This window comes from Hymenobacter sp. GOD-10R (assembly GCF_035609205.1).
Lineage (GTDB): Bacteria > Bacteroidota > Bacteroidia > Cytophagales > Hymenobacteraceae > Hymenobacter.
Genome location: NZ_CP141184.1, coordinates 3,906,603 through 3,926,486 on the forward strand (window position 1 = coordinate 3,906,603; position 19,884 = coordinate 3,926,486).

Here is a 19,884-nt window from a genome sequence, read left to right on the forward strand (position 1 = left end):
AGCCAACCGTTCTCCGAACAGGTTTGATACAAATATACGAAATCCGCTTAAACTTCCGACTATGCCTTCCCCTGGTCCGAGCCCAAAAAAGCGGCTATTTTGCGGGTAAGCACCTCATTGATGCGACGATACGATTGGTGCGTCCAGCCACCAATGTGTGGGGATAAAATTACGTTCTCAGCGTTTCGCAGAAAGTCGAACCTAGCTTGCTGTTCGGGCGTGAGCGTAGCTAGCTTTTCGTTTTCCAGCACATCGAGCGCCCCGCCCCGCACCTGCCCGCTTTGCAGCGCCTCAACCAGTGCCGCATGGTCGAGAACTTCGCCGCGGGCCGTGTTCAGTAGCCAAATCGGGTTTTGAAAAGCACCAAGTACTTCGCCGTTGATGTAATGGTGATTGGCCGCGGAGTACGGAAAATGTAGGCTAACTACTTCGGCACGAGCTTGCAGCTCCGCCAGCGTCACCAGGGTAGCATATTGGTCGGCGGGCACCGTCGGGTCGATGTCGTAGGCCAGCACGGTGCAGTCGAAAGTCGAGAGGCGGCGGGCAAACGACCGCCCCATGTGACCGTAGCCAAACAAGCCCACCACTTTCCCGCCTAGCTCCTCTCCTCTGTTCGCCTCGCGGCGCCACACGCCTTGTCGCACCTCCTTATCAGCCCGCACTACGTTACGAAACAGGCTCAGCAATAGCCCAATGGCAAATTCTCCGACTGCGTCGCGGTTGCCCTCCGGCGCATTGAGCAGCGTAACACCAGCAGCGGCTAGGGCTTCTTCGTCAATATTGTCCACGCCGGCCCCTGCCCGGGCCACGTAGCGCAAATGAGGCCCATGTGCCAGCAGGTCAGCAGTGATGCGTAGTTTGCTACGCACCATCAGCCCGTCATACGGATGAGCGGCCAGGGCCGCCGGCACTTCATCAGCTTTCAGATCAGGCCGAAAATGAAGCTGCACGCCAATTTCCTGCAACATTGGCGGCAAGGAAGGATGCATTTCATCAATGCAGAGGCAGAGAGACATGAATTCAGTTACCAATTAACAGTTATCAATAATCAGTGCGCTGTCGTGCTTGTAGCTTTCCTAACGCTCTTGACGGTGCTTATCAATCAGTTGGGTCAATCCGATAAACTCTGGCACACCTAGCTGCTCGGCGCGCTTATCAAAGATCGGGTCAGTGGTCATTTCCGCAGGCATGCCGAATGGCTTTAAAGCGTTCCGGAGTGTCTTGCGACGCGTTTGGAAAGCTTGCTTCACGACTTGGAAAAACAGCTTCTCGTCGCAGTCGAGCTTTTCGGTTTCATTGCGCGTCAGGCGGATAACAGCCGACTGCACTTTGGGCGGCGGAACGAATACATGGGGCGGCACCGTGAACAGCATTTCTACCTTGTAGTAGGCTTGCAGCAACACGCTCATGATACCATAGACTTTGGAGCCGGGCGGCTCAGCCATACGGTCCGCTACTTCCTTTTGCAGCATACCCACCACCTCACGTACCTGTTGCCGGTGATTGAGCACCTGAAAGAAAATCTGGGTGCTGATGTTATAAGGAAAGTTGCCGATGATACTCATCGGCTTGCCTGGAAACAGTTGCCCTAGGTCTTGCCGCAGAAAATCGGCGGAGATGATACGCCCGTGCAGCGAGGGGAAGTGCTGCTCTAGATAGGCTACCGATTCACGGTCAATCTCGACAACAGTTGTTTGGTACTCGCTGTGTTGGAGCAAGCTGCCCGTGAGCACACCCATGCCGGGACCAATTTCTAGTACTTCCGTTACGCCGTCGGGCAAGCGCAGCGACTCAACAATGCGTTGAGCAATAGACGGTTCAGCCAAAAAGTGCTGACCTAGGTGTTTTTTGGGGCTGACGTGGTCCATGGCGCGGAGGGGCGTACAGAGGGTGAGCAGTAAAACGTTGCGCAAGGCTAACACTGCCGAGAAAACGATCATTCAGCACCCCACTTCTGCGGCTTGCTGTACGAACATCTCTCAAAAGACGGCTACCTTGCGGATCAAAGATACGTTTGGCGCAGCCGATTTTTGGCTGATGGTCGTTAGTCTTCCCTCTGCATTGCTCCCTTAGCCCTCCTGCTCATGCCTCTTCATCTCTCCTACGCTGCTGATTTGCCCCAAGGCGTTAGCTCTGTTTTCATTCTGCCTGCTGGCACTAAAGAGTTGCCCGCTGACTTGACGGACTTGCCTGAAGCCGCCCGTCAGTATGTACACGACCAGCTAGCTTCCGACAGCAAGTTTGTCACCGTCAATCACTTCACGCATCAGCATTACTTTGTGGTGGCGGCTACGAAGCCCACCTCGCATTTAGTCGCGGAAGAATTGCGTAAAAGTGGCTATCAGTTGCATGGCTTGCTAAAGACGGCCAAAGTGCAGGAGCTTTATATCCGTGACCTCACGGCCGAGGGTAATGGGGCGTTACCCTTAGCTGAAGGCCTTTACCTAACGGCTTATCAGTTTGAGGGGTACCGGACCGACGAGAAGAGCCAAGCGCCAGCTAGCCTCACGCGTGTGGTTCTTACTGGGTCTACCGTTTCGGCGGCGCAGGTGCAAGAGTTGGAAGGGCTGTTGCTGGGGGTTTGCCTAGCTCGCGACTTGGTCAACGAACCGCTCAATAAGCTAAACGCAACCCAGTTTGCTGAGCGCATGGCCGCCGCTGGAGACGAAGCCGGTTATCATACCGAAATCCTCGATATGATGCACATCGAGGCGCTGCGTATGGGCGGCCTGTTGGCGGTAAACCTAGGTAGCCCCGAGCCGCCTACATTCACCATTATGGAGTGGAAGCCCGACAATGCGCGCAATGCCAAGCCGTACGTGCTGGTTGGCAAAGGGGTCGTGTTTGACACGGGCGGGTTGAGCCTGAAGCCTACGCCCGGCTCTATGGATCTGATGAAGTGCGACATGGCCGGCGGTGCGGCTGTTACGGGTGTGCTCTACGCCCTAGCCAAGAATCAAGTACCCGTGCATGTTATCGGCCTAGTGCCCGCCACCGACAACCGCCCCGGCGGCAACGCCTTCGTACCTGGCGACGTGCTAACCATGTACAACGGCCTTACCGTGGAAGTGCTCAACACGGACGCTGAAGGACGCCTACTGCTAGGTGATGCACTGGCATTTGCCCGCAAATACAACCCCGAAATGGTCGTGGACATTGCTACCCTTACTGGCGCTGCGGCCCGCGCCATCGGCAAAGAAGGCATTGTGGCCATGGGCACCGCCGGCGACGAGCGCCTGCACCAACTCAAGCAAGCGGGCCACCGTGTGCACGAACGCATCGTGGAGTTTCCGCTTTGGGATGAGTACGCCGACCATATCAAATCCGACATTGCCGACATTGCTAACCTAGGTAAAGTCGATGCAGGTGCCATCTCAGCCGGCAAGTTCCTGGAGCGTTTCATCGACGACTATCCTTGGGTTCACCTCGACATTGCCGGCCCGGCGTTTCTCACTGCCCCCGACAGCTACCGTGGCAAAGGCGGCACTGGCACAACCGTGCGGCTGTTGTATGACTTTTTGAAAAGCCAAGCGTAAAACCAACCAACGGTGTGCGTAGTCTGATGCACACCACCATTCTCCTGACTTCACCCCTATTTTCATGACCAACCTGCCCCGCCTAGGTATTTCAGTCGGCGACCTCGCCGGCATCGGGCCGGAGATTATCTATAAAACCTTCCTCGACAACCGCCTGCTCAAGTACTGCACGCCGGTAGTGTACGGTACGGCAACTGTCCTCTTCGACGATTTTCCGGTTGAAAAGCAAGCTAACCCGCTAACATTTCGTCAGGTACGTTCTGCCGCCGATATTGATCCGGGCAAGCTCAATGCAGTTACCTGTTGGGAAGAGGATTTCATCCTGACTCCTGGTCAGCCTACTGAAGCATCAGGGCGTGCCGCTCGCCAATCGCTCCTGGCCGCTTGCCGCGACCTAAAAGAAGGGTTGCTCGACGGTCTCATCACAGCGCCTATCAGTAAAGAGAACACACAGGCCGACGACTTCCGTTACCCAGGCCACACTGAGTTCCTGACGAGCTTTTTTGGTGCTCCCGAAAGCTTGATGCTGCTCGCCAGCGAGGAACTGCGAGTAGCGACGGTTACGGGTCATGTGGCACTGAAAGACGTTCCCGGCAAGATCACCAAAGAGTTGCTCTCGACCAAGTTACGCATCTTACTCCAATCGCTGAAGCAGGATTTTGGTCTCGACAAGCCGCGGGTTGCAGTGCTAGGTTTGAACCCACACGCTGGCGAAAACGGACTGCTCGGCACGGAGGAAAATGACATCGTGTCTCCTGTTATTCAAGAGTTTCTGGAGAACGGGCACTTGGTATACGGCCCCTTTCCTGCCGATGGGTACTTCGGTACCGGTCAGTTCCGCAGCTTCGACGCGACGCTATCCTTGTACCACGACCAAGGCTTGATTCCGTTCAAAACCATTGCGTTTGAGCGGGGTGTTAACTTCACGGCCGGCTTGCCTATTATCCGCACCTCCCCCGATCATGGCACTGCCTACGGGCTTGCAGGCAAGTTTGCAGCTGATCCTACGTCGTTCCGCGAAGCCTTGTACCTCGCTTGCGACTTAGTTCGGAAGCGCGCTGAACAATCTGTGGAGAGGCGCTAGCGCTACGCTTTCACAAACCTAGCTTTACACCATCTGCCCTGCACTCTTATAAAAGTGTGGGGCAGATTTGCTTCGTAAGAAGGCTGTTAATGAGTGACCGCCGGAAATTTTCTTTTCAAAAACGAAATTTATTTTCTGCGAAAAACATTCTTTTACACCTTTGCACTTCTTCGCACCCTAAGCATCACTTCTGTTCTGTTTTCTCTCTTTATGAGCATCGATACTCCGCAGCAATACAAAGAGGCGCTTCGTCAGCTCGATTTGCTGATGAACAACTCAGCGGCGTCCAACGAGGAAAAAACAGCAACAGTAGCCCAGCTCACAACGGCGATAGAAACGTATGAGGAACGACTGCACCTAACTTCTCTACCAAACCTGCCGACCACTTTGGTTGATATGATTGAGCTAAAGCGGCAGCAACTCCGTCTTAAACAAAAAGACTTGGCCCAACTGCTGGAGGTTCCGGCCGGCCGGCTTTCACAGATCCTCAGCGGCAAGCGTCGCATTACGCTTGACCTAGCTAAAAAGCTCTACGAACGCTTGGGTATCAGTCCCGAGTTTATCCTTAGAAAGGCATAGGCCGCTGGTATTCTACCTTACGTTTTTATAAAACGGGGAAATCTTTCTACTTTTGCCCCCTATTACAAATTCCCGCCGTGAAAAAGGACACTCAATATGATTTGGCAATTGCCAAGCTAGCTTCCAAAACGCACCACTTTGCGTTTGAGCTAGGTCCGGATTTCTTTGCGCAGTTTGATCAAAACCTAATTCAGGATGGTCGCCTCCATGCTGATGTAGACCTCATCAAAACGGAGCTTCTGCTAACGCTGAACTTTCACATTACAGGCACAGTGCGCTTAGTTTGCGACCGCAGCCTAGATGAGTTCGACCAGCCTATTGATGTGCAGCACCAACTGTTGGTACGCTTCGGAGACCAGGAGCTAGAGCTGGATGACAACGTGCTTCAAATCACGCCTGACACGCAGACCTTGCCCATCGCCCAGCACCTTTTTGACTACATCGGGCTAGCTATTCCGATGAAAAAGCTGCACCCGCGCTTCCAGAACGAGCCTGACGAAAACCCCGATGCTGATGCTAAACTCATCTTCACCACCAAAGCGGATGATGACGATGACGAAGAGTTCACCGACCCACGTTGGGATGCACTACGAAACCTGAACTAGGTGCTCGTGCACTAAATCCAAATTCAAAATTTCAAACTCAACACTTTTTAATTTTCACTCATGGCTCATCCTAAGCGCCGCCAGTCCTCGACCCGCCGCGACAAGCGTCGCACCCACGACAAATTGACTCCCAAAGCAGTTACTATCTGCCCTAACACGGGTGAATTGCACCTACGTCATAAGGCGTATGTAGTAGATGGCGACCTGTACCACAATGGCAAAGTAGCAATCAAAGACTTTGCTCCTGTTGCCGCAGCTGCTCCCTCTACTGACGAGGAATAACCTTCGCTTTACCGATTACAATCGGTTTGCCTTTCCGACTACGTACCCCTTGATTCCTCGTACATGAAGATTGCCCTGGACGCAATGGGTGGTGATTTCGCCCCCCAGGCTGCTGTCGATGGCGCTGTGTTAGCAGCTGAAAAGCTAGCCGGCTCAGCTCAGATTGTGCTTATTGGCCAAGAATCAGCCGTGCGCCCCTTACTCGAAAAGTACGGGGCGGCGGCTGAAAGCTTGCTACTCGTTCCTGCTAGTCAGGTAATTGAGATGGGCGAGCACCCGGCCAAAGCCTACCAGCAAAAACAGGATTCCAGCATTGCCGTTGGTTACCGCATGTTGCACGCCGGTGAAGTAGAAGCTTTCTGCTCTGCTGGCAATACGGGCGCAATGCTCGTAGGTGCCATGTTCAGCGTAAAAACAGTGTCCGGTGTACTGCGCCCTGCCATCGCTAATTTTGTCCCGAAGATGGGGGGTGGCTATGGCATCCTGCTCGACGTAGGGGCCAATGCCGAATGCAAACCCGAAATGCTGGAGCAGTTTGGGGAGCTAGGTTCGCTGTATGCACAATATGTATTAGGCATCGAGAAGCCTACAGTTGGCCTCATGAATCTAGGTGAGGAAGAAGGCAAAGGCACCGCTAATGCTCAAGCCGCACACCAGCTATTGAAAGTGAACCCCCATATTCACTTCTTTGGCAACCTTGAGGGTCGCGACTTATTTAACTCGAAGGCCGACGTCATTGTGTGCGACGGCTACACGGGTAATGTAATTCTGAAAATGGCCGAGTCGATTTACGATATCTTGGCCGAGAAGCAGATGCACGATCCGTTCTTCGACAAATTTAACTACGAAGCTATTGGGGGCAGTCCAATCCTAGGCATCAACGACAATGCTATCATTGGACATGGCGTAAGTACGCCTCAGGCCATCTGCAATATGTTGTTGCAGGGCTACCAAATGGCTAAATCCGGTATTGCGGATCAGATTAAATCTACTTTCAAGTCTTGAGTCTAGTAGAGACCTTTCTACTGACAAGCTGCTTTTGCGCCCCCAATGAAAATTACCGCCGCCATTACTGGGGTGGGCGCCTATGTGCCCGATTACATCCTCACCAATAAAGAACTCGAAACCTTAGTAGAAACTACTGACGAGTGGATTGTTAGTCGAACCGGCATTGAGGAGCGACGCATTCTGAAGGGCGAGAATCAGGGCACTTCGGTGATGGGTATAAAGGCCGTAGAGCAATTGCTGGCGAAAACCGGCACTCGGCCCGAGGAAATAGATTTAGTTATCTGCGCTACTACTACGCCCGATTTAGTATTCCCAGCTACGGCTAATATCATCTCGGCCGCTGTTGGTATCAATAACGCCTTCAGCTTCGACATGCAGGCGGCCTGTTCAGGCTTTATTTTCGCACTGACTACAGGAGCTCAGTTTATTCAAACGGGCGCCTATAAAAAGGTTATTGTCGTTGGTGCCGACAAGATGTCGAGCATTATCGACTATACTGACCGCGCCACTTGCATCATCTTTGGCGACGGTGCCGGTGCGGTTTTGTTGGAGCCGAACACGGAAGGGCTAGGTCTGCAAGACCAAGTGTTATGTTCTGACGGCCACGGCGAGCCCTACTTACACCAAAAAGCAGGCGGTAGTCGCCGCCCCCCATCTGCCGAAACTGTTGCGCAACGCGAACATTATGTGCACCAAGAAGGCGCTACCGTATTCAAGTTTGCCGTAAAAAATATGGCCGACGTAGCAGCTCAAGTTATGGAGCGTAATCATCTTACAGCTGATGATGTGGCCTGGCTAGTACCTCACCAAGCTAATAAGCGCATTATCCATGCTACCGCGCACCGTATGGGCGTAGGAGAAGAGAAGGTGATGCTCAACATTCACCGCTACGGTAATACCACCAATGGTACCATTCCTTTGTGCTTAGCTGACTACGAATCGCAGCTTAACAAAGGCGACAACCTCATCATTGCTGCCTTTGGCGGCGGATTTACGTGGGGTGCGTTGTATCTAAAATGGGCTTACGACCCAAAACCTGATCCGCAACTCGCTTAAGTAATGGGCTGAACGCGGAAAACCTCTATACTTGCACTCCCGTTGTGCCGCCCCGCCATCTTACGGGACGGCACTTCTTTTTTTGCTTTTGAATGTTGAACGTTGAATAATCAGGCATCTGCATACCTAGCTATTCAGCCTTCAGGCTCTTATTCAAAATTCAACACCTACACCCAATACTATCCAGATGGCAACCACCGCAGATTTTAAAAACGGCCTCTGCCTCGAGTACAACGGCGACTTGTACATCATCACTGAATTTCAGCACGTAAAGCCGGGCAAAGGCCCTGCCTTCGTACGTACCAAGCTGCGCAACATCAAAACCGGCAAAGTCATCGACAACACCTTCAATGCCGGTGTGAAAGTGACAACAGCACGGGTGGAGCAACGGCCGCATCAGTTCCTGTACAAGGATGAATATGGCTACAACTTCATGAACAACGCTGACTTCGAGCAAGTAACGCTGCCTGAATCCATGGTACCGTTCCATGATCTGCTAAAGGATGGCCAAGAAGTTACCATACTTTTTCACGCCGAAACGGAGCAGCCGCTCACCGCTGAGCTTCCTCCTTTCGTAGAGCTCATGGTGACTTACACCGAGCCCGGTCTACGTGGTGATACGGCTACTAATACTCTCAAGCCCGCAACAGTAGAAACAGGAGCTCGTATTCAGGTGCCCTTATTCATTGAGCAAGACACCAAAATCCGCGTCGATACGCGCGACTATTCTTATGTCGAACGAGTCAAGTAATTCCCCGCAGAAGCAGCCTGCTATGAAAGCAAAAGAACTCCAAGAGTTGATCGACTTTATCGCCAAGTCGGGTCTGAACAAAGTCAACATTGAAACCGAGGAGTTTAAAATCTCGGTGCAGCGCGAACCTAGCTACAAGCCAGTTATTAGCTCGGCGCCAGCTCCGGCCCCCGCGCAGGCGGCACCAGCCGCCGCTGCACCGGCACCGGCCGCACCAGCAGCCGCACCAGCACCGGCTGCTTCCGCTGCTCCTAGCAACAACTATGTGCCACTCAAGTCGCCTATGATTGGTACGTTCTACCGGTCAGCCAGCCCCGATAGTCCTGCCTTGGTGAACGTGGGTGACTTGGTTGAGCAAGGCCAGGTGATCTGCATTATCGAAGCCATGAAGCTGTTCAACGAAATTGAAGCTGAAACTTCAGGCCGGGTAGTAAAAGTGATGGTTGAGAATGCTAACCCAGTCGAATACGACCAGCCGCTCTTCCTGATTGAGCCAATGTAATTTTCAGAGCTTAGAATTGAGAGCTTAGAGCATAGACCTAGGTAGTAAACAGCCTATTGTCTACGTTCTAAGCTCTCCGTTCTCACATCTAGATCTAAAGACCTGTGTTCAAGAAAATATTAGTTGCCAACCGGGGCGAAATTGCATTACGCATTATTCGTACCTGCAAGGAGATGGGCATTAAGACTGTGGCAGTGTATTCCACAGCTGATAAGGAAAGTTTGCACGTGCGCTTTGCTGACGAAGCCGTGTGCATCGGCCCCCCGCCCTCGGCGCAATCCTACCTGAACATCCCTAGCCTGATTGCCGCAGCAGAAATCACTAATGCTGATGCAATTCACCCTGGCTATGGCTTTTTGAGCGAAAACGCGGAATTCTCGCGTGTTTGCCAGGAAAATGGCATCAAGTTCATCGGTGCTACCCCGGAGATGATTAACTCTATGGGTGATAAAGCTTCGGCAAAGGCCACGATGAAGAAAGCTGGTGTGCCCACCATTCCTGGTTCTGATGGCTTGCTGGATTCGATTGCCGAAGGTCTAAAGGTAGCACACCGCGTGAAGTACCCGGTTATCCTGAAGGCTACGGCTGGTGGTGGTGGTCGCGGTATGCGCATCGTCCGCAACGACGACGAGTTTGAAAAAGCGTGGAACAGCGCCCGCACTGAAGCGCAAGCAGCGTTCGGCAACGATGGCATCTATCTGGAAAAATATGTGGAAGAGCCGCACCACATCGAAATCCAACTTGTAGGCGACCAGTACGGCCGCGCCGCTCACCTCTCGGAGCGTGACTGCTCCATTCAGCGCCGTCACCAGAAGCTGGTGGAGGAAACGCCTTCTCCTTTTATGACCGACAAGTTGCGGGATAAAATGGGCAAGGCGGCAGTGGCGGGTGCGAAGGCCATCAGCTACGAAGGAGTAGGCACCATCGAGTTCCTAGTGGACAAGAACCGTGACTTCTACTTCATGGAAATGAATACTCGTATTCAGGTAGAGCACCCCATTACGGAGGAAGTAGTAAACTACGACCTCATCAAAGAGCAAATTAAAGTAGCTGCTGGCATACCGATTACGGGTAAAGATTATTTGCCCCAGATGCACGCTATGGAATGCCGCATCAATGCGGAGGACCCAGCAAACGGCTTCCGTCCTTCGCCCGGCAAAATTACGGTGCTACACATCCCAGGTGGTCATGGCGTGCGCGTCGATACGCACGTGTACGCGGGCTACACCATCCCGCCGAACTACGACTCAATGATTGCCAAACTCATCACCGTTGCGCAAACCCGCGAGGAGTGCATTGTGAAGATGAAGCGTGCCCTGAGTGAGTTTGTAGTAGAAGGCGTGAAAACGACTATCCCCTTCCACCTAGCTTTGATGGACAACGAGGATTTCCGCGCCGGAAATTTCACTACGGCATTCTTGGATTCATTCGATTTCTCGGTGTTGTAGTAAGCTCTCTTTATACAACAAAAAGGCCCGATCAGAATTGATCGGGCCTTTTTGTTGTAAGTAATAAGTAGATACCTACGAGGCTACCGGATTTTCAATTTCCTGCACCAACTCCCCGTACCACTCCTCGCCGTACTTGCGGATAAGTGGCTCTTTCAAGAATTGATAAATCCGTACACCTAGGTTAGCGCCAAACGAACACGCCGGATTGCAGATGTTCCAGCGGTCGTAGTTCAGCGCTTCGAAGTCTTCGTACTTGGTAATGCGGATTGGATACAGGTGGCAGCTGATTGGCTTTTTAAAGCTGGTAGCACCGGCCAAATAGGCCTGTTCAATACCGCACTTCAGAATGCCCCGCTCATCATAAAGCGCATAGGCACACTCTCGGTCATTGATGGTCGTGGTGCTATAGTCACCTTCCCAATCTTTGATGTATAGCCCTTGCTCCTCAATGGCTTGCTGTCCGGCTTCCGTAAGAAACGGCTTAATTTTATTGTACTCGGCTTCTAGAATAGCTAGCTCTTTCTCTTCTAAAGGCGCACCTAGGTCGCCTTCTACGCAGCAGGCGCCTTTGCAGGCCTCCAGGTTGCAGACAAAGAAGTTGTCGCGGATGTCGTCAGAGATGACAGTATTTTGGATGATAATCATGATGTTGCAAACAAGCGAACTACAAAGATACACAAGCGCAACGGAGTGATTAGGCAAGGTCGTTCAACAACTTCGCCTAGTTATTCCGTTACTCGGTCACTTTCTGAATGATCTGTTCGGTTAGCTCGCATTGGCGCTCATGCGAATACGTTCGAATGGCCTCTTGCTGTGCAGCTTGGCCTAGCTGTTGCGCCCATTCTGGGTTATCAAGGCAGCGCAGTACGGCTTGTGCACAGGATTGGGTGTCACCGGGCGGGTAAAGCAATCCAGTTTGGCCGTCCTTTATGATTTCCGCTGTCCCACCAATGCGCGTACCTAGCACGGGTAGTCCCGCCGCCATGGCTTCAATGGTCACCATGCCATACGTTTCGTTTTTGGAGGCCATTACAAATACATCAATGGCGCGGTAGAAAACCTCCGTTTGGGCATTGAAAGGACGAAAATGGACGGCTTGCCCCAAGTTGTATTTTCGTACTAGGCCATGCAGATGTTCTAGGTATTCGTCTCCTTCGTTTTTTGTCGGTTCGCCCATCAGCACTAGTTCGACCGGCCGTTGATGTTGCGTCCGCAGTTGATGCACTACCTCAATCACGAAGTCCTGTCCTTTGCCACTATCAAAGCGGCCTAACAGGCCTAGCAACGGACCTTCAGCAGGAAGCCCTAGCTGCTGCCGGGCAGCGGCCTTGGTCAGGCCTGGATTGATAAACCGCCCTAGCTCAATACCGAGCGGCACTACATGCACCTTGGCTGGATCGAAGCGGGTCTTTTCGGCAACTTGCTTAGCCAGCCAAGGCAGTGGGGAAAGCCAAGCATCAAGCACCCCAAAACGTAAGGTATGAAATAGGTCACGTTTGGGCGGACCTAGTTGCATGTGTTGCTGATAGATAAGCTTAATCCGCCTACCCATCAATAGCTTTACTAGGCTCACCAAACCGAGGTCGCGGTTCTGGGTGACGATAAGCACTTGAATCTGCTGCTGTCGTAAGTACCTAGCCAGTTGGCGAGCGGCACCTAGGCTAAACGATTTTGATCGACTGTTCAGCGATACCGAATACAGGCCTTCTAGTTGCGCCTGCTTCAGCGCGGGTGAATCAGGCGGTGCGATCAGCGTAATTTTCCAGCCTCTCGCTTGCATCCATTTCGTGAGCTTTACCGTGTTGATTTCTAATCCGCCCCAACTCCGGGATAGGCACAATAATGCTACAGGTGGCTTATTCGTAGAAGTAATATGGTTAACAGCAGAAGAATTCACGCAGCGAAGATACAGCTGTAACACCTCTCAGAGCCATAATAAGCCATCGTTGCAATGAAACCACGTGAAGCGCTGTTATACACATACTTTTCTCAGCAAGGGCAACAGTCGGGTAGCAAATTGCTTCAATTCGGTATAAGTACCATTCTATTTCCTTCCCCCACCCGAAAGCCTTACCTTTGCTAATAAGCCAAAAAGCTTAGTTTAACGCATGGCACTGGATTATCTTACTTTATTAAATCCCTCCCAAGCGGCCGCGGTGATGAACACCGAGGGTCCGTGCATGATTATCGCGGGCGCCGGCTCGGGCAAGACGCGCGTGCTCACGTACCGCATTGCACACCTGCTAGAGAAGAATGTTGACCCGTTCAATATCCTAGCCTTGACGTTCACCAATAAGGCCGCCAAGGAAATGCGCGCCCGTATTGAGAAAGTAGTAGGCCCTGATGCGAAAAATGTATGGATGGGTACCTTCCACTCGGTGTTTGCCCGCATTCTGCGCTCGGAAGCTGATAAAATTGGCTACCCTCGTTCTTTCACCATCTACGATACTCAGGACAGCAAAACGCTGGTTACGCAGATTGTGAAGGAGTTGGAATTGGACGATAAGCTCTACAAGCCGAGCATGGTGCTAGGTCGCATCTCGGCCGCGAAGAACAAGCTGATTTCGGTGCAGCAGTACCTCAACGACCCAGTTATCCGCCAGGATGACGAAGCTGCCCTGCGCCCTAAAATTGGGGTGATTTATCAGCAGTACGCCCAGCGTTGCTTCAAAGCCGGCGCTATGGACTTTGATGATCTGCTCTACCAGACCAACGTGCTGTTCAAGGACCACGTGGATGTGCTGAACAAATACCAGAACATCTTCAAGTACGTGATGGTGGACGAGTATCAAGACACAAACTACTCGCAGTATCTCATCACGCGTAAACTAGCCGCCAAGGACCGCAACATTTGCGTAGTAGGTGACGATGCGCAAAGTATCTACGCTTTCCGCGGCGCCGATATCAGCAATATTCTCAATTTTGAGAAGGACTATCCGGAGCTGCAGGTTTTTAAGCTAGAGCAGAATTACCGCTCGACTAAGAATATTGTGAAGGCGGCTAATTCCGTCATCAAGAACAACAAAGCGCAGCTACGCAAGGATGTTTTTTCCGAGAATGAGGAAGGCACGCTGATTGAGGTTATCAAGGCAGCTTCTGATAACGAAGAAGGAAAGCTAATCGCCAATTCGATCTACGAGGACAAGATGAACCATCATCTATCCTACGATGATTTCGCTATCCTCTACCGCACCAACGCCCAAAGCCGGGCAATGGAAGAAGCCCTGCGTAAGCTTAACATCAAGTACAAAATTGTTGGGGGCTTGTCGTTCTACCAGCGCAAGGAAATCAAGGACTTAGTGGCCTACTTGCGTATGACGGTGAACCCTAATGACGAGCAAGCGCTACGACGCGTCATCAACTACCCGAAGCGCGGGATTGGCGACACAACCATCAGCAAGCTGATCAATGCAGCTGAGGAAGCAAATCATACGATTTGGGAAGTAGTGAGCAACGCCGACCAGTTTCTTCCTACCCGCGTAGCTAACCCTGTCGTTGGTTTCGCGGAGCAGATCAAGAGCTACACCGTGGTTGCCGGCAAGGAAGATGCGTTTGAAGCAGCCAAGTTTATCGCCAAAAACTCCGGCATGATCGAGGAGTTGTATGCCGATAAAAGCATCGAAGGCCTGTCGCGCTACGAGAACATTCAGGAGCTATTAAATGGTATCAAGGAGTATGTCGATGATCCTGAAAGAGAGGATAAGTCGCTAGCCTCCTTCCTGCAAGACATTGCCCTCGTTACGGACGCCGACACTAAGGACGCTCAGCAGGACGGCGAGATGGTGACCCTTATGACGATCCACTCGGCGAAGGGGCTAGAATTCCGTAACGTATACATTGTGGGGATGGAAGAAAACCTCTTCCCTTCTCAGATGATGATCACCTCGCGGGCTGACCTAGAGGAAGAGCGCCGTTTGTTCTACGTGGCCATCACGCGGGCTGAAAAGAAGCTCACGCTTAGCTATGCTACCTCGCGCTACCAGTGGGGCAACTTGCGTAGCTGCGAAAAAAGCCGGTTCTTGGATGAAATTGATCCGCAGTACGTTGACTTTAAGTTTTCGGCTTCCTCTGGCCCGGGCGCGGGCGAGTCACCATTTGGTCACGTGCTGGAACGTCGGAGCAACCTCATCCCTCCTGCTCCGCGCAAGACAGTAGCCAAGGGGTATACACCACCCGCTGATTTTCAGCCCAGTGACACGTCTAACCTTACGGCAGGTCAGCGCGTAGAGCACCCAAAGTTTGGCTTTGGCACAGTAGCTAAGCTAGAAACCCAGGCTGGTTCGACCAAAGCTATTATTCAGTTTGAAGAAGTGGGTGAAAAAACGCTGCTGCTGAGCTTTGCTAAGCTGCGGGTGTTGTAGCTCCTAGCTTGGTTCCTGAGTCGTTAGTCATAAGACTCGGGCTATATTTACACCGACAAAGACTAGTCTGAGCCACTCTTGGCTCAGGCTAGGTTTGCTTTACTTTCCGAATGACATATCTCCCTTCCCCTTATAAAAACGAGCTGCTGCTGCGTGAATACGGCCAGAGTACCTACGAACTGGTGCAGACTCTGAGCACCATCGAGGACAAAGCCGAGCGCACTCGGCGTGCCCAGCAGATTGTGCAGCTCATCTTCCGCCTGAACCCTAGCCTACGCGACCAGCCTGATGCCCAACAGAAGGTATGGCACCATCTGTTTATGATGGCCGATGAAGAACTAGACGTAGACAGCCCCTTCCCGCTCAAGAGCCTAGAGTTAGAGCAAGAACCTGAACGCGTTGCTTACCCAAAGAACTCACCCAAGCTGAAAGCATACGGCCGAGGCGTTGAGCTGCTGATTGAAAAAGCGCTGGCTATGGAGGATGCAGCAGAGCGCGAGCAGGCGACTATTGCTATCGGACGCACCATGAAGTTCTTGTACCGTTCTCACAATAAGGAGAATGCGAAAGACATCACCATCCTGAAGCACTTGAAGGAGCTATCAGGTGGCAAGCTGGAGCTAGATCCTGCCCAAGTAGACGCCCAGAACTTGTTTGAGTTTGCTACGAACGGCCGCCCGGCGCCCTTCATCGTGCCGCAGCCGCGTAACGACCGCAGTGAACGTACTGACCGTGGCGAACGTGGTGACCGGGAAGTACGCCGCGGTACCAGCAACAACCGTCGCGACAAGCAGCGTCGCGGTGGCAAGAAGCGTCAAGAGCCCCAACAGCCTCCCCAATAACCCAGTTTGCTGCAAGGGTTCAGGTTAGTACTGGTACTCTATGCAGCTATTGGCTTGCTGTCTTGCCAGACAGCTCTATTCTATTCGAATTCAACCTAGCTTGCGGCTTGCAACCTACAGCTTGCAGCTCTTCCCGAAATGGCCTGTTTTGAAGTAATTGGCGGTCAACCGCTAAAAGGAGAAATTATACCCCAGGGTGCTAAAAACGAGGCACTCCAAATCTTGTGTGCCGTACTGCTTACGTCGGAGCCCGTTACGATTTCTAACATCCCCGATATTCGCGACGTCAATAAGCTCATCGAGCTATTGCGTGACATGGGCGTGAAGGTTGGTAAGCTATCCTCCGATACGTATCGTTTCCAGGCCGATGATGTTCACCTAAGCTACCTTGACTCGGAGCAATTTGTCACCCAAGGGAGAGCATTGCGCGGCTCGGTGATGATCCTAGGTCCGATGCTGTCCCGCTTTGGCAAGTGCCAATTGCCGAAGCCAGGTGGTGACAAAATTGGTCGTCGTCCCCTAGACACGCACTTCGTAGGTCTGGAAAAGATGGGCGGACAACTCACGCTCGAAGGCAATGACTTTTACCGTATCTCAGCACCGAATGGCTTGAAAGGCACCTACATGCTGCTCGATGAAGCTTCGGTAACTGGTACGGCCAATATCGTTATGGCTGCCGTGCTAGCGGAGGGCACTACAACTATTTACAATGCCGCCTGCGAGCCCTACTTGCAGCAGCTCTGTAAAATGCTGGTACGCATGGGCGCCAAAATCAATGGCATCGGCTCTAATCTGCTGACCATCGAAGGCGTCGAGGAGCTCGGTGGCACTGAGCACCGCATGCTGCCCGACATGATTGAAATCGGTTCTTTCATTGGCCTAGCTGCCATGACGGGCTCCGAAATCACCATCAAAGATTGTCAAATTCAGGAGCTCGGTCTGATTCCAGATACGTTCCGGAAGCTAGGTATTCAACTGGAATTCCGCGGCGACGATATCTACATTCCGGCACAAGATCATTACGAAATCGCGACTTATCTAGACGGTAGCATCCTGACCGTGTCAGACCATACATGGCCGGGTTTAACCCCCGATTTGCTAAGCGTAATTCTGGTGGTAGCTACGCAAGCGAAAGGCACGGTGCTGATCCACCAGAAAATGTTTGAGTCGCGCCTTTTCTTCGTAGACAAGCTGATCGATATGGGAGCACAGATTATCCTCTGCGATCCGCACCGCGCCACAGTTATTGGCCTCGATCAGCGCACTCGTCTGCATGGTATCACCATGACGTCCCCCGATATTCGTGCGGGTGTTGCGCTGTTGATTGCGGCCCTTTCCGCTACAGGTCGTAGCTTGATAGAAAACGTGGAGCAGATTGACCGTGGTTACCAGTACATTGATAAGCGACTGACGGCGCTAGGTGCACAGATTCGCCGCTTGTAGAAAAGTTATTTCACAAAAAAAGCCCCGCCTTGTACAGGCGGGGCTTTTTCTTTTCACGGTACCTTGTTAGAAACCTAGGTAGTCACCATATCCACCACGGATGTCGTGAGCGACAGCACGATGCTGAACAGGATGGCTGCTAGAAAGCCATCAAGCTTGAAGCCAGGTAAGATTGCATCGGCTATCAATACAATAACGGCGTTAATCACCAGTAGAAAGAGCCCTAGGGTTAAAACCGTAATTGGGAAACCAAGGATCTTTAAGATTGGCTTAACGACGGCATTTAGCACAGCCAGAACGAGCACCAGCAAGATTGCGTCGCTGAAGCCGGCAAGGTGAGCGCCAGGCAGAAAATTTCCTAGAACATAGGTAATGACGGCCGTTAGAAGGAACTTGATGATGAAACCCATGATAATGGTGCGTTAGTGAGGGAGAGAGTGTGCGCTCAAAAGAGCTGGACAACCATACGCAGAATCAGGGTTTATGTTGGTACTGGCTACTTCTCTTGCTCCCGGGCTTTCAAACGGCCTTGCGATACCGCCATCCAGTTGCACAGGTGATAGAGCAAGCGGGCGCCTACAATGCCATTCCAGTCGGTATCACCGGGCGCTACTTCGTTCAGGTCACACCCGATGATCTGCCGTCCCGAGCGTACGACCATTCGGATCAGGTATAACGCCTGCTCAAACTCTAGACCGCCTGGTACAGGCGTGCCGGTACCAGGGCAAAGCTTAGGGTCAAGGCCGTCGATATCGAAGCTGATGTACACTTTCTGGGGGAGTTGTGCGATGATCTTCTTGCACTCCTTGCGCCACGATTTACCGCCGTACATCTCTTCACGCATAAACCGATCGGTGAACATGATAACGCGGCCATTACTACGCTCTACCAGTTCAGCCTCTTGCTGGCAATAATCCCGAATACCTACCTGCACAAGCTTCTTAAGCTGTGGCAGCTGTAAGGCATTATACATGATGGATGCGTGCGAATACTCAAACCCCTCATACGCCGGGCGCAGGTCGCAGTGAGCGTCAAATTGCAGGATGCCAAATTCTTCGTGCCGGTCAGCCAACGCGTGCAGGTATCCTAAGGGAGTACTATGGTCGCCACCCAGTACTACCACCCCTTTTCCAGCATCGAGGTAAGCGCCCGTTTTTTGCTTGAGCCACTCTAGTAACGTTTTACCACTTGCCGTTACGCGGCCTGGTACGTCTGTAAAGTGAGCAGCATTTGTGGCAGGCTTGCCATCCTCAAGCCAGCCAATGTAATCGGCAGCGGAGGCGCGCAATTGGTGACTTTCCTGCGTCCAGTGCTCATCCGATTCTTCCATGGCTAGCCCCAGCCGCCACGCATCCGGAATGTCCGCGTCGTAGAGGTCTACCTGCAGCGATGCTTCCCGGATAGCTTCAGGCCCCTGCGCAGTTCCTGCGCGGTACGAAACCGTCACTTCCCATGGTACAGGAACGATTACTACTTGTGCTTCTTCGACAGTGAACGGGAGACCATATACGCCCCCAGCGGCGTCGCCAAGGGCATTAGGATCGAAGTTAGCGAGTTTCTGATCTAGGCTAGAAGTAGATGCAGACATAAGAAACCAGATAAAAGGCGTAGATGAGAAAAGAAAAAACTGTCATGGGGACCTAGCTATGCGCTTGCTCAATGCAAACGGAAGCTTCAGCCCACATGACAGCGTAGAAAATAAGCAAACGAAACGTTAGTTCCTTTAAGAAGGCTGAACACCTCCTAGGAAATCGTAGGTGCGAATGATTTCGAGAATTTTTTCGAAGGTCGGACGGTCGAAAAACAGCATGAGCGGCAGCTCGACAGAATTCTCCTTGTCTGAAAACTGTGTGATTACCGAGAAGATCAGCGGCTGCACCATCGGTTTGTGCAGCATTAAGTTACCTAGAGCTTCTGTTATTTCGCCTTTCGGAGCTTGAGGTGGCGCACCATAAATACGTGCTTTCAGAATGTTAGCAAGCTGCGTTACCAACGCTCCGGTGATAATGTTGCTGATTTCCAGCAGCAACGACTCCTGCATCTCGTTGATATCAGTAGACTCCGGCACATTCATGCGTAAGCAAACGCGGGAAAGCCGCTGTACATGTTGCCCGGAGAAAAACATCAGCGTCGTACCGTTGAAATCCCCTTTGATGTCGGACTGAATAACGGCATGTCCATTCTGGTAGTCTTGCACCTTATCCAGAATATTGCGAACAGGCATAATATCCAGGTTAGGTACTTCGAGCAAAACTTTTTCCTGCGCAATTATCGCAAACGAGTCAGCCGCTCGGGCCAAGCCGATGTTGAGAATTTCGCGGATAATATCCCGCTCTAGTTCCGTCATGTGCAAATCCATAGCAATCAATCAGTTGGCAAGTCGC

Annotated in this window: 20 protein-coding genes; 13 read left to right on the forward strand and 7 right to left on the reverse strand. The window is 52.1% G+C overall.

Features of this window, described 5'->3' with window-relative positions:
* Window positions 1-59 precede the first annotated feature (59 nt).
* The gene (locus tag SD425_RS15590) at window positions 60-1,016 is read right to left on the reverse strand and encodes an NAD(P)-dependent oxidoreductase (RefSeq protein WP_324670872.1); all 957 of its coding nucleotides are present in this window, start codon (window positions 1,014-1,016) and stop codon (window positions 60-62) included.
* 60 nt (window positions 1,017-1,076) lie between these two features.
* Window positions 1,077-1,868 carry a 16S rRNA (adenine(1518)-N(6)/adenine(1519)-N(6))-dimethyltransferase RsmA gene (gene rsmA, locus SD425_RS15595; RefSeq protein WP_324679553.1) on the reverse strand — a complete coding sequence of 264 codons (792 nt, stop codon included), beginning with the start codon at window positions 1,866-1,868 and terminating at the stop codon, window positions 1,077-1,079.
* Window positions 1,869-2,084: 216 nt separating this feature from the next.
* Between rsmA and SD425_RS15600 the strand changes: the two genes are divergently transcribed.
* The 10 genes from SD425_RS15600 (at window position 2,085) to accC (ending at window position 10,851) form a co-directional block, all read left to right on the forward strand.
* Window positions 2,085-3,536, forward strand: a complete 1,452-nt coding sequence (locus tag SD425_RS15600; RefSeq protein ID WP_324670873.1) for a leucyl aminopeptidase — start codon at window positions 2,085-2,087, stop codon at window positions 3,534-3,536.
* A 64-nt stretch (window positions 3,537-3,600) separates the two neighbouring features.
* On the forward strand, window positions 3,601-4,620 hold the full coding sequence (gene pdxA / locus SD425_RS15605; protein ID WP_324670874.1) for a 4-hydroxythreonine-4-phosphate dehydrogenase PdxA: 1,020 nt from the start codon (window positions 3,601-3,603) through the stop codon (window positions 4,618-4,620).
* 210 nt (window positions 4,621-4,830) lie between these two features.
* A complete protein-coding gene (locus tag SD425_RS15610) occupies window positions 4,831-5,199 on the forward strand; it encodes a helix-turn-helix domain-containing protein (RefSeq protein WP_324670875.1) in 369 nt (122 codons plus the stop codon).
* A 77-nt stretch (window positions 5,200-5,276) separates the two neighbouring features.
* A complete protein-coding gene (locus SD425_RS15615) occupies window positions 5,277-5,804 on the forward strand; it encodes a DUF177 domain-containing protein (RefSeq protein WP_324670876.1) in 528 nt (175 codons plus the stop codon).
* A gap of 60 nt (window positions 5,805-5,864) precedes the next feature.
* Window positions 5,865-6,086, forward strand: a complete 222-nt coding sequence (rpmF, locus tag SD425_RS15620) for a 50S ribosomal protein L32 (protein WP_324670877.1) — start codon at window positions 5,865-5,867, stop codon at window positions 6,084-6,086.
* A gap of 63 nt (window positions 6,087-6,149) precedes the next feature.
* Entirely contained in the window at window positions 6,150-7,091 is a 942-nt protein-coding gene (plsX, locus tag SD425_RS15625) for a phosphate acyltransferase PlsX (RefSeq protein ID WP_324670878.1), read from the forward strand.
* Window positions 7,092-7,136: 45 nt separating this feature from the next.
* Entirely contained in the window at window positions 7,137-8,150 is a 1,014-nt protein-coding gene (locus tag SD425_RS15630; RefSeq protein ID WP_324670879.1) for a beta-ketoacyl-ACP synthase III, read from the forward strand.
* Between the two features lie 187 nt (window positions 8,151-8,337).
* Window positions 8,338-8,901: an elongation factor P gene (efp, locus tag SD425_RS15635; RefSeq protein ID WP_086593220.1), complete on the forward strand. Its 564-nt coding sequence runs from the start codon at window positions 8,338-8,340 to the stop codon at window positions 8,899-8,901.
* Between the two features lie 22 nt (window positions 8,902-8,923).
* Window positions 8,924-9,403: an acetyl-CoA carboxylase biotin carboxyl carrier protein gene (accB, locus tag SD425_RS15640; RefSeq protein ID WP_324670880.1), complete on the forward strand. Its 480-nt coding sequence runs from the start codon at window positions 8,924-8,926 to the stop codon at window positions 9,401-9,403.
* A 104-nt stretch (window positions 9,404-9,507) separates the two neighbouring features.
* The gene (accC, locus tag SD425_RS15645) at window positions 9,508-10,851 is read left to right on the forward strand and encodes an acetyl-CoA carboxylase biotin carboxylase subunit (RefSeq protein ID WP_324670881.1); all 1,344 of its coding nucleotides are present in this window, start codon (window positions 9,508-9,510) and stop codon (window positions 10,849-10,851) included.
* Between the two features lie 75 nt (window positions 10,852-10,926).
* Here the strand turns inward: accC and SD425_RS15650 are convergent, their stop codons facing one another.
* Together SD425_RS15650 and SD425_RS15655 are read right to left on the reverse strand one after the other, a co-directional pair.
* The gene (locus SD425_RS15650) at window positions 10,927-11,499 is read right to left on the reverse strand and encodes a DUF3109 family protein (protein ID WP_324670882.1); all 573 of its coding nucleotides are present in this window, start codon (window positions 11,497-11,499) and stop codon (window positions 10,927-10,929) included.
* 88 nt (window positions 11,500-11,587) lie between these two features.
* On the reverse strand, window positions 11,588-12,751 hold the full coding sequence (locus SD425_RS15655; RefSeq protein ID WP_324670883.1) for a glycosyltransferase family 4 protein: 1,164 nt from the start codon (window positions 12,749-12,751) through the stop codon (window positions 11,588-11,590).
* A 217-nt stretch (window positions 12,752-12,968) separates the two neighbouring features.
* Here SD425_RS15655 and SD425_RS15660 point away from each other — a divergent pair, with 217 nt between their 5' ends.
* The 3 genes from SD425_RS15660 to murA all read left to right on the forward strand — a co-directional run bounded on the left by SD425_RS15660 (window position 12,969) and on the right by murA (window position 17,500).
* Window positions 12,969-15,215, forward strand: coding sequence for an ATP-dependent helicase (locus SD425_RS15660; RefSeq protein ID WP_324679555.1), 2,247 nt, complete (start codon window positions 12,969-12,971; stop codon window positions 15,213-15,215).
* A gap of 110 nt (window positions 15,216-15,325) precedes the next feature.
* Window positions 15,326-16,057: a DUF4290 domain-containing protein gene (locus tag SD425_RS15665; RefSeq protein WP_324670884.1), complete on the forward strand. Its 732-nt coding sequence runs from the start codon at window positions 15,326-15,328 to the stop codon at window positions 16,055-16,057.
* Window positions 16,058-16,195: 138 nt separating this feature from the next.
* A complete protein-coding gene (gene murA, locus SD425_RS15670; RefSeq protein ID WP_324670885.1) occupies window positions 16,196-17,500 on the forward strand; it encodes a UDP-N-acetylglucosamine 1-carboxyvinyltransferase in 1,305 nt (434 codons plus the stop codon).
* Between the two features lie 74 nt (window positions 17,501-17,574).
* Here murA and SD425_RS15675 read toward each other — a convergent pair whose 3' ends face one another.
* From SD425_RS15675 to SD425_RS15685, 3 genes are all read right to left on the reverse strand, one after another.
* A complete protein-coding gene (locus SD425_RS15675) occupies window positions 17,575-17,910 on the reverse strand; it encodes a phage holin family protein (protein WP_086593213.1) in 336 nt (111 codons plus the stop codon).
* 86 nt (window positions 17,911-17,996) lie between these two features.
* Entirely contained in the window at window positions 17,997-19,088 is a 1,092-nt protein-coding gene (locus SD425_RS15680; protein WP_324670886.1) for an agmatinase family protein, read from the reverse strand.
* A gap of 135 nt (window positions 19,089-19,223) precedes the next feature.
* The gene (locus tag SD425_RS15685; protein ID WP_324670887.1) at window positions 19,224-19,859 is read right to left on the reverse strand and encodes a chemotaxis protein CheC; all 636 of its coding nucleotides are present in this window, start codon (window positions 19,857-19,859) and stop codon (window positions 19,224-19,226) included.
* Window positions 19,860-19,884 lie beyond the last annotated feature (25 nt).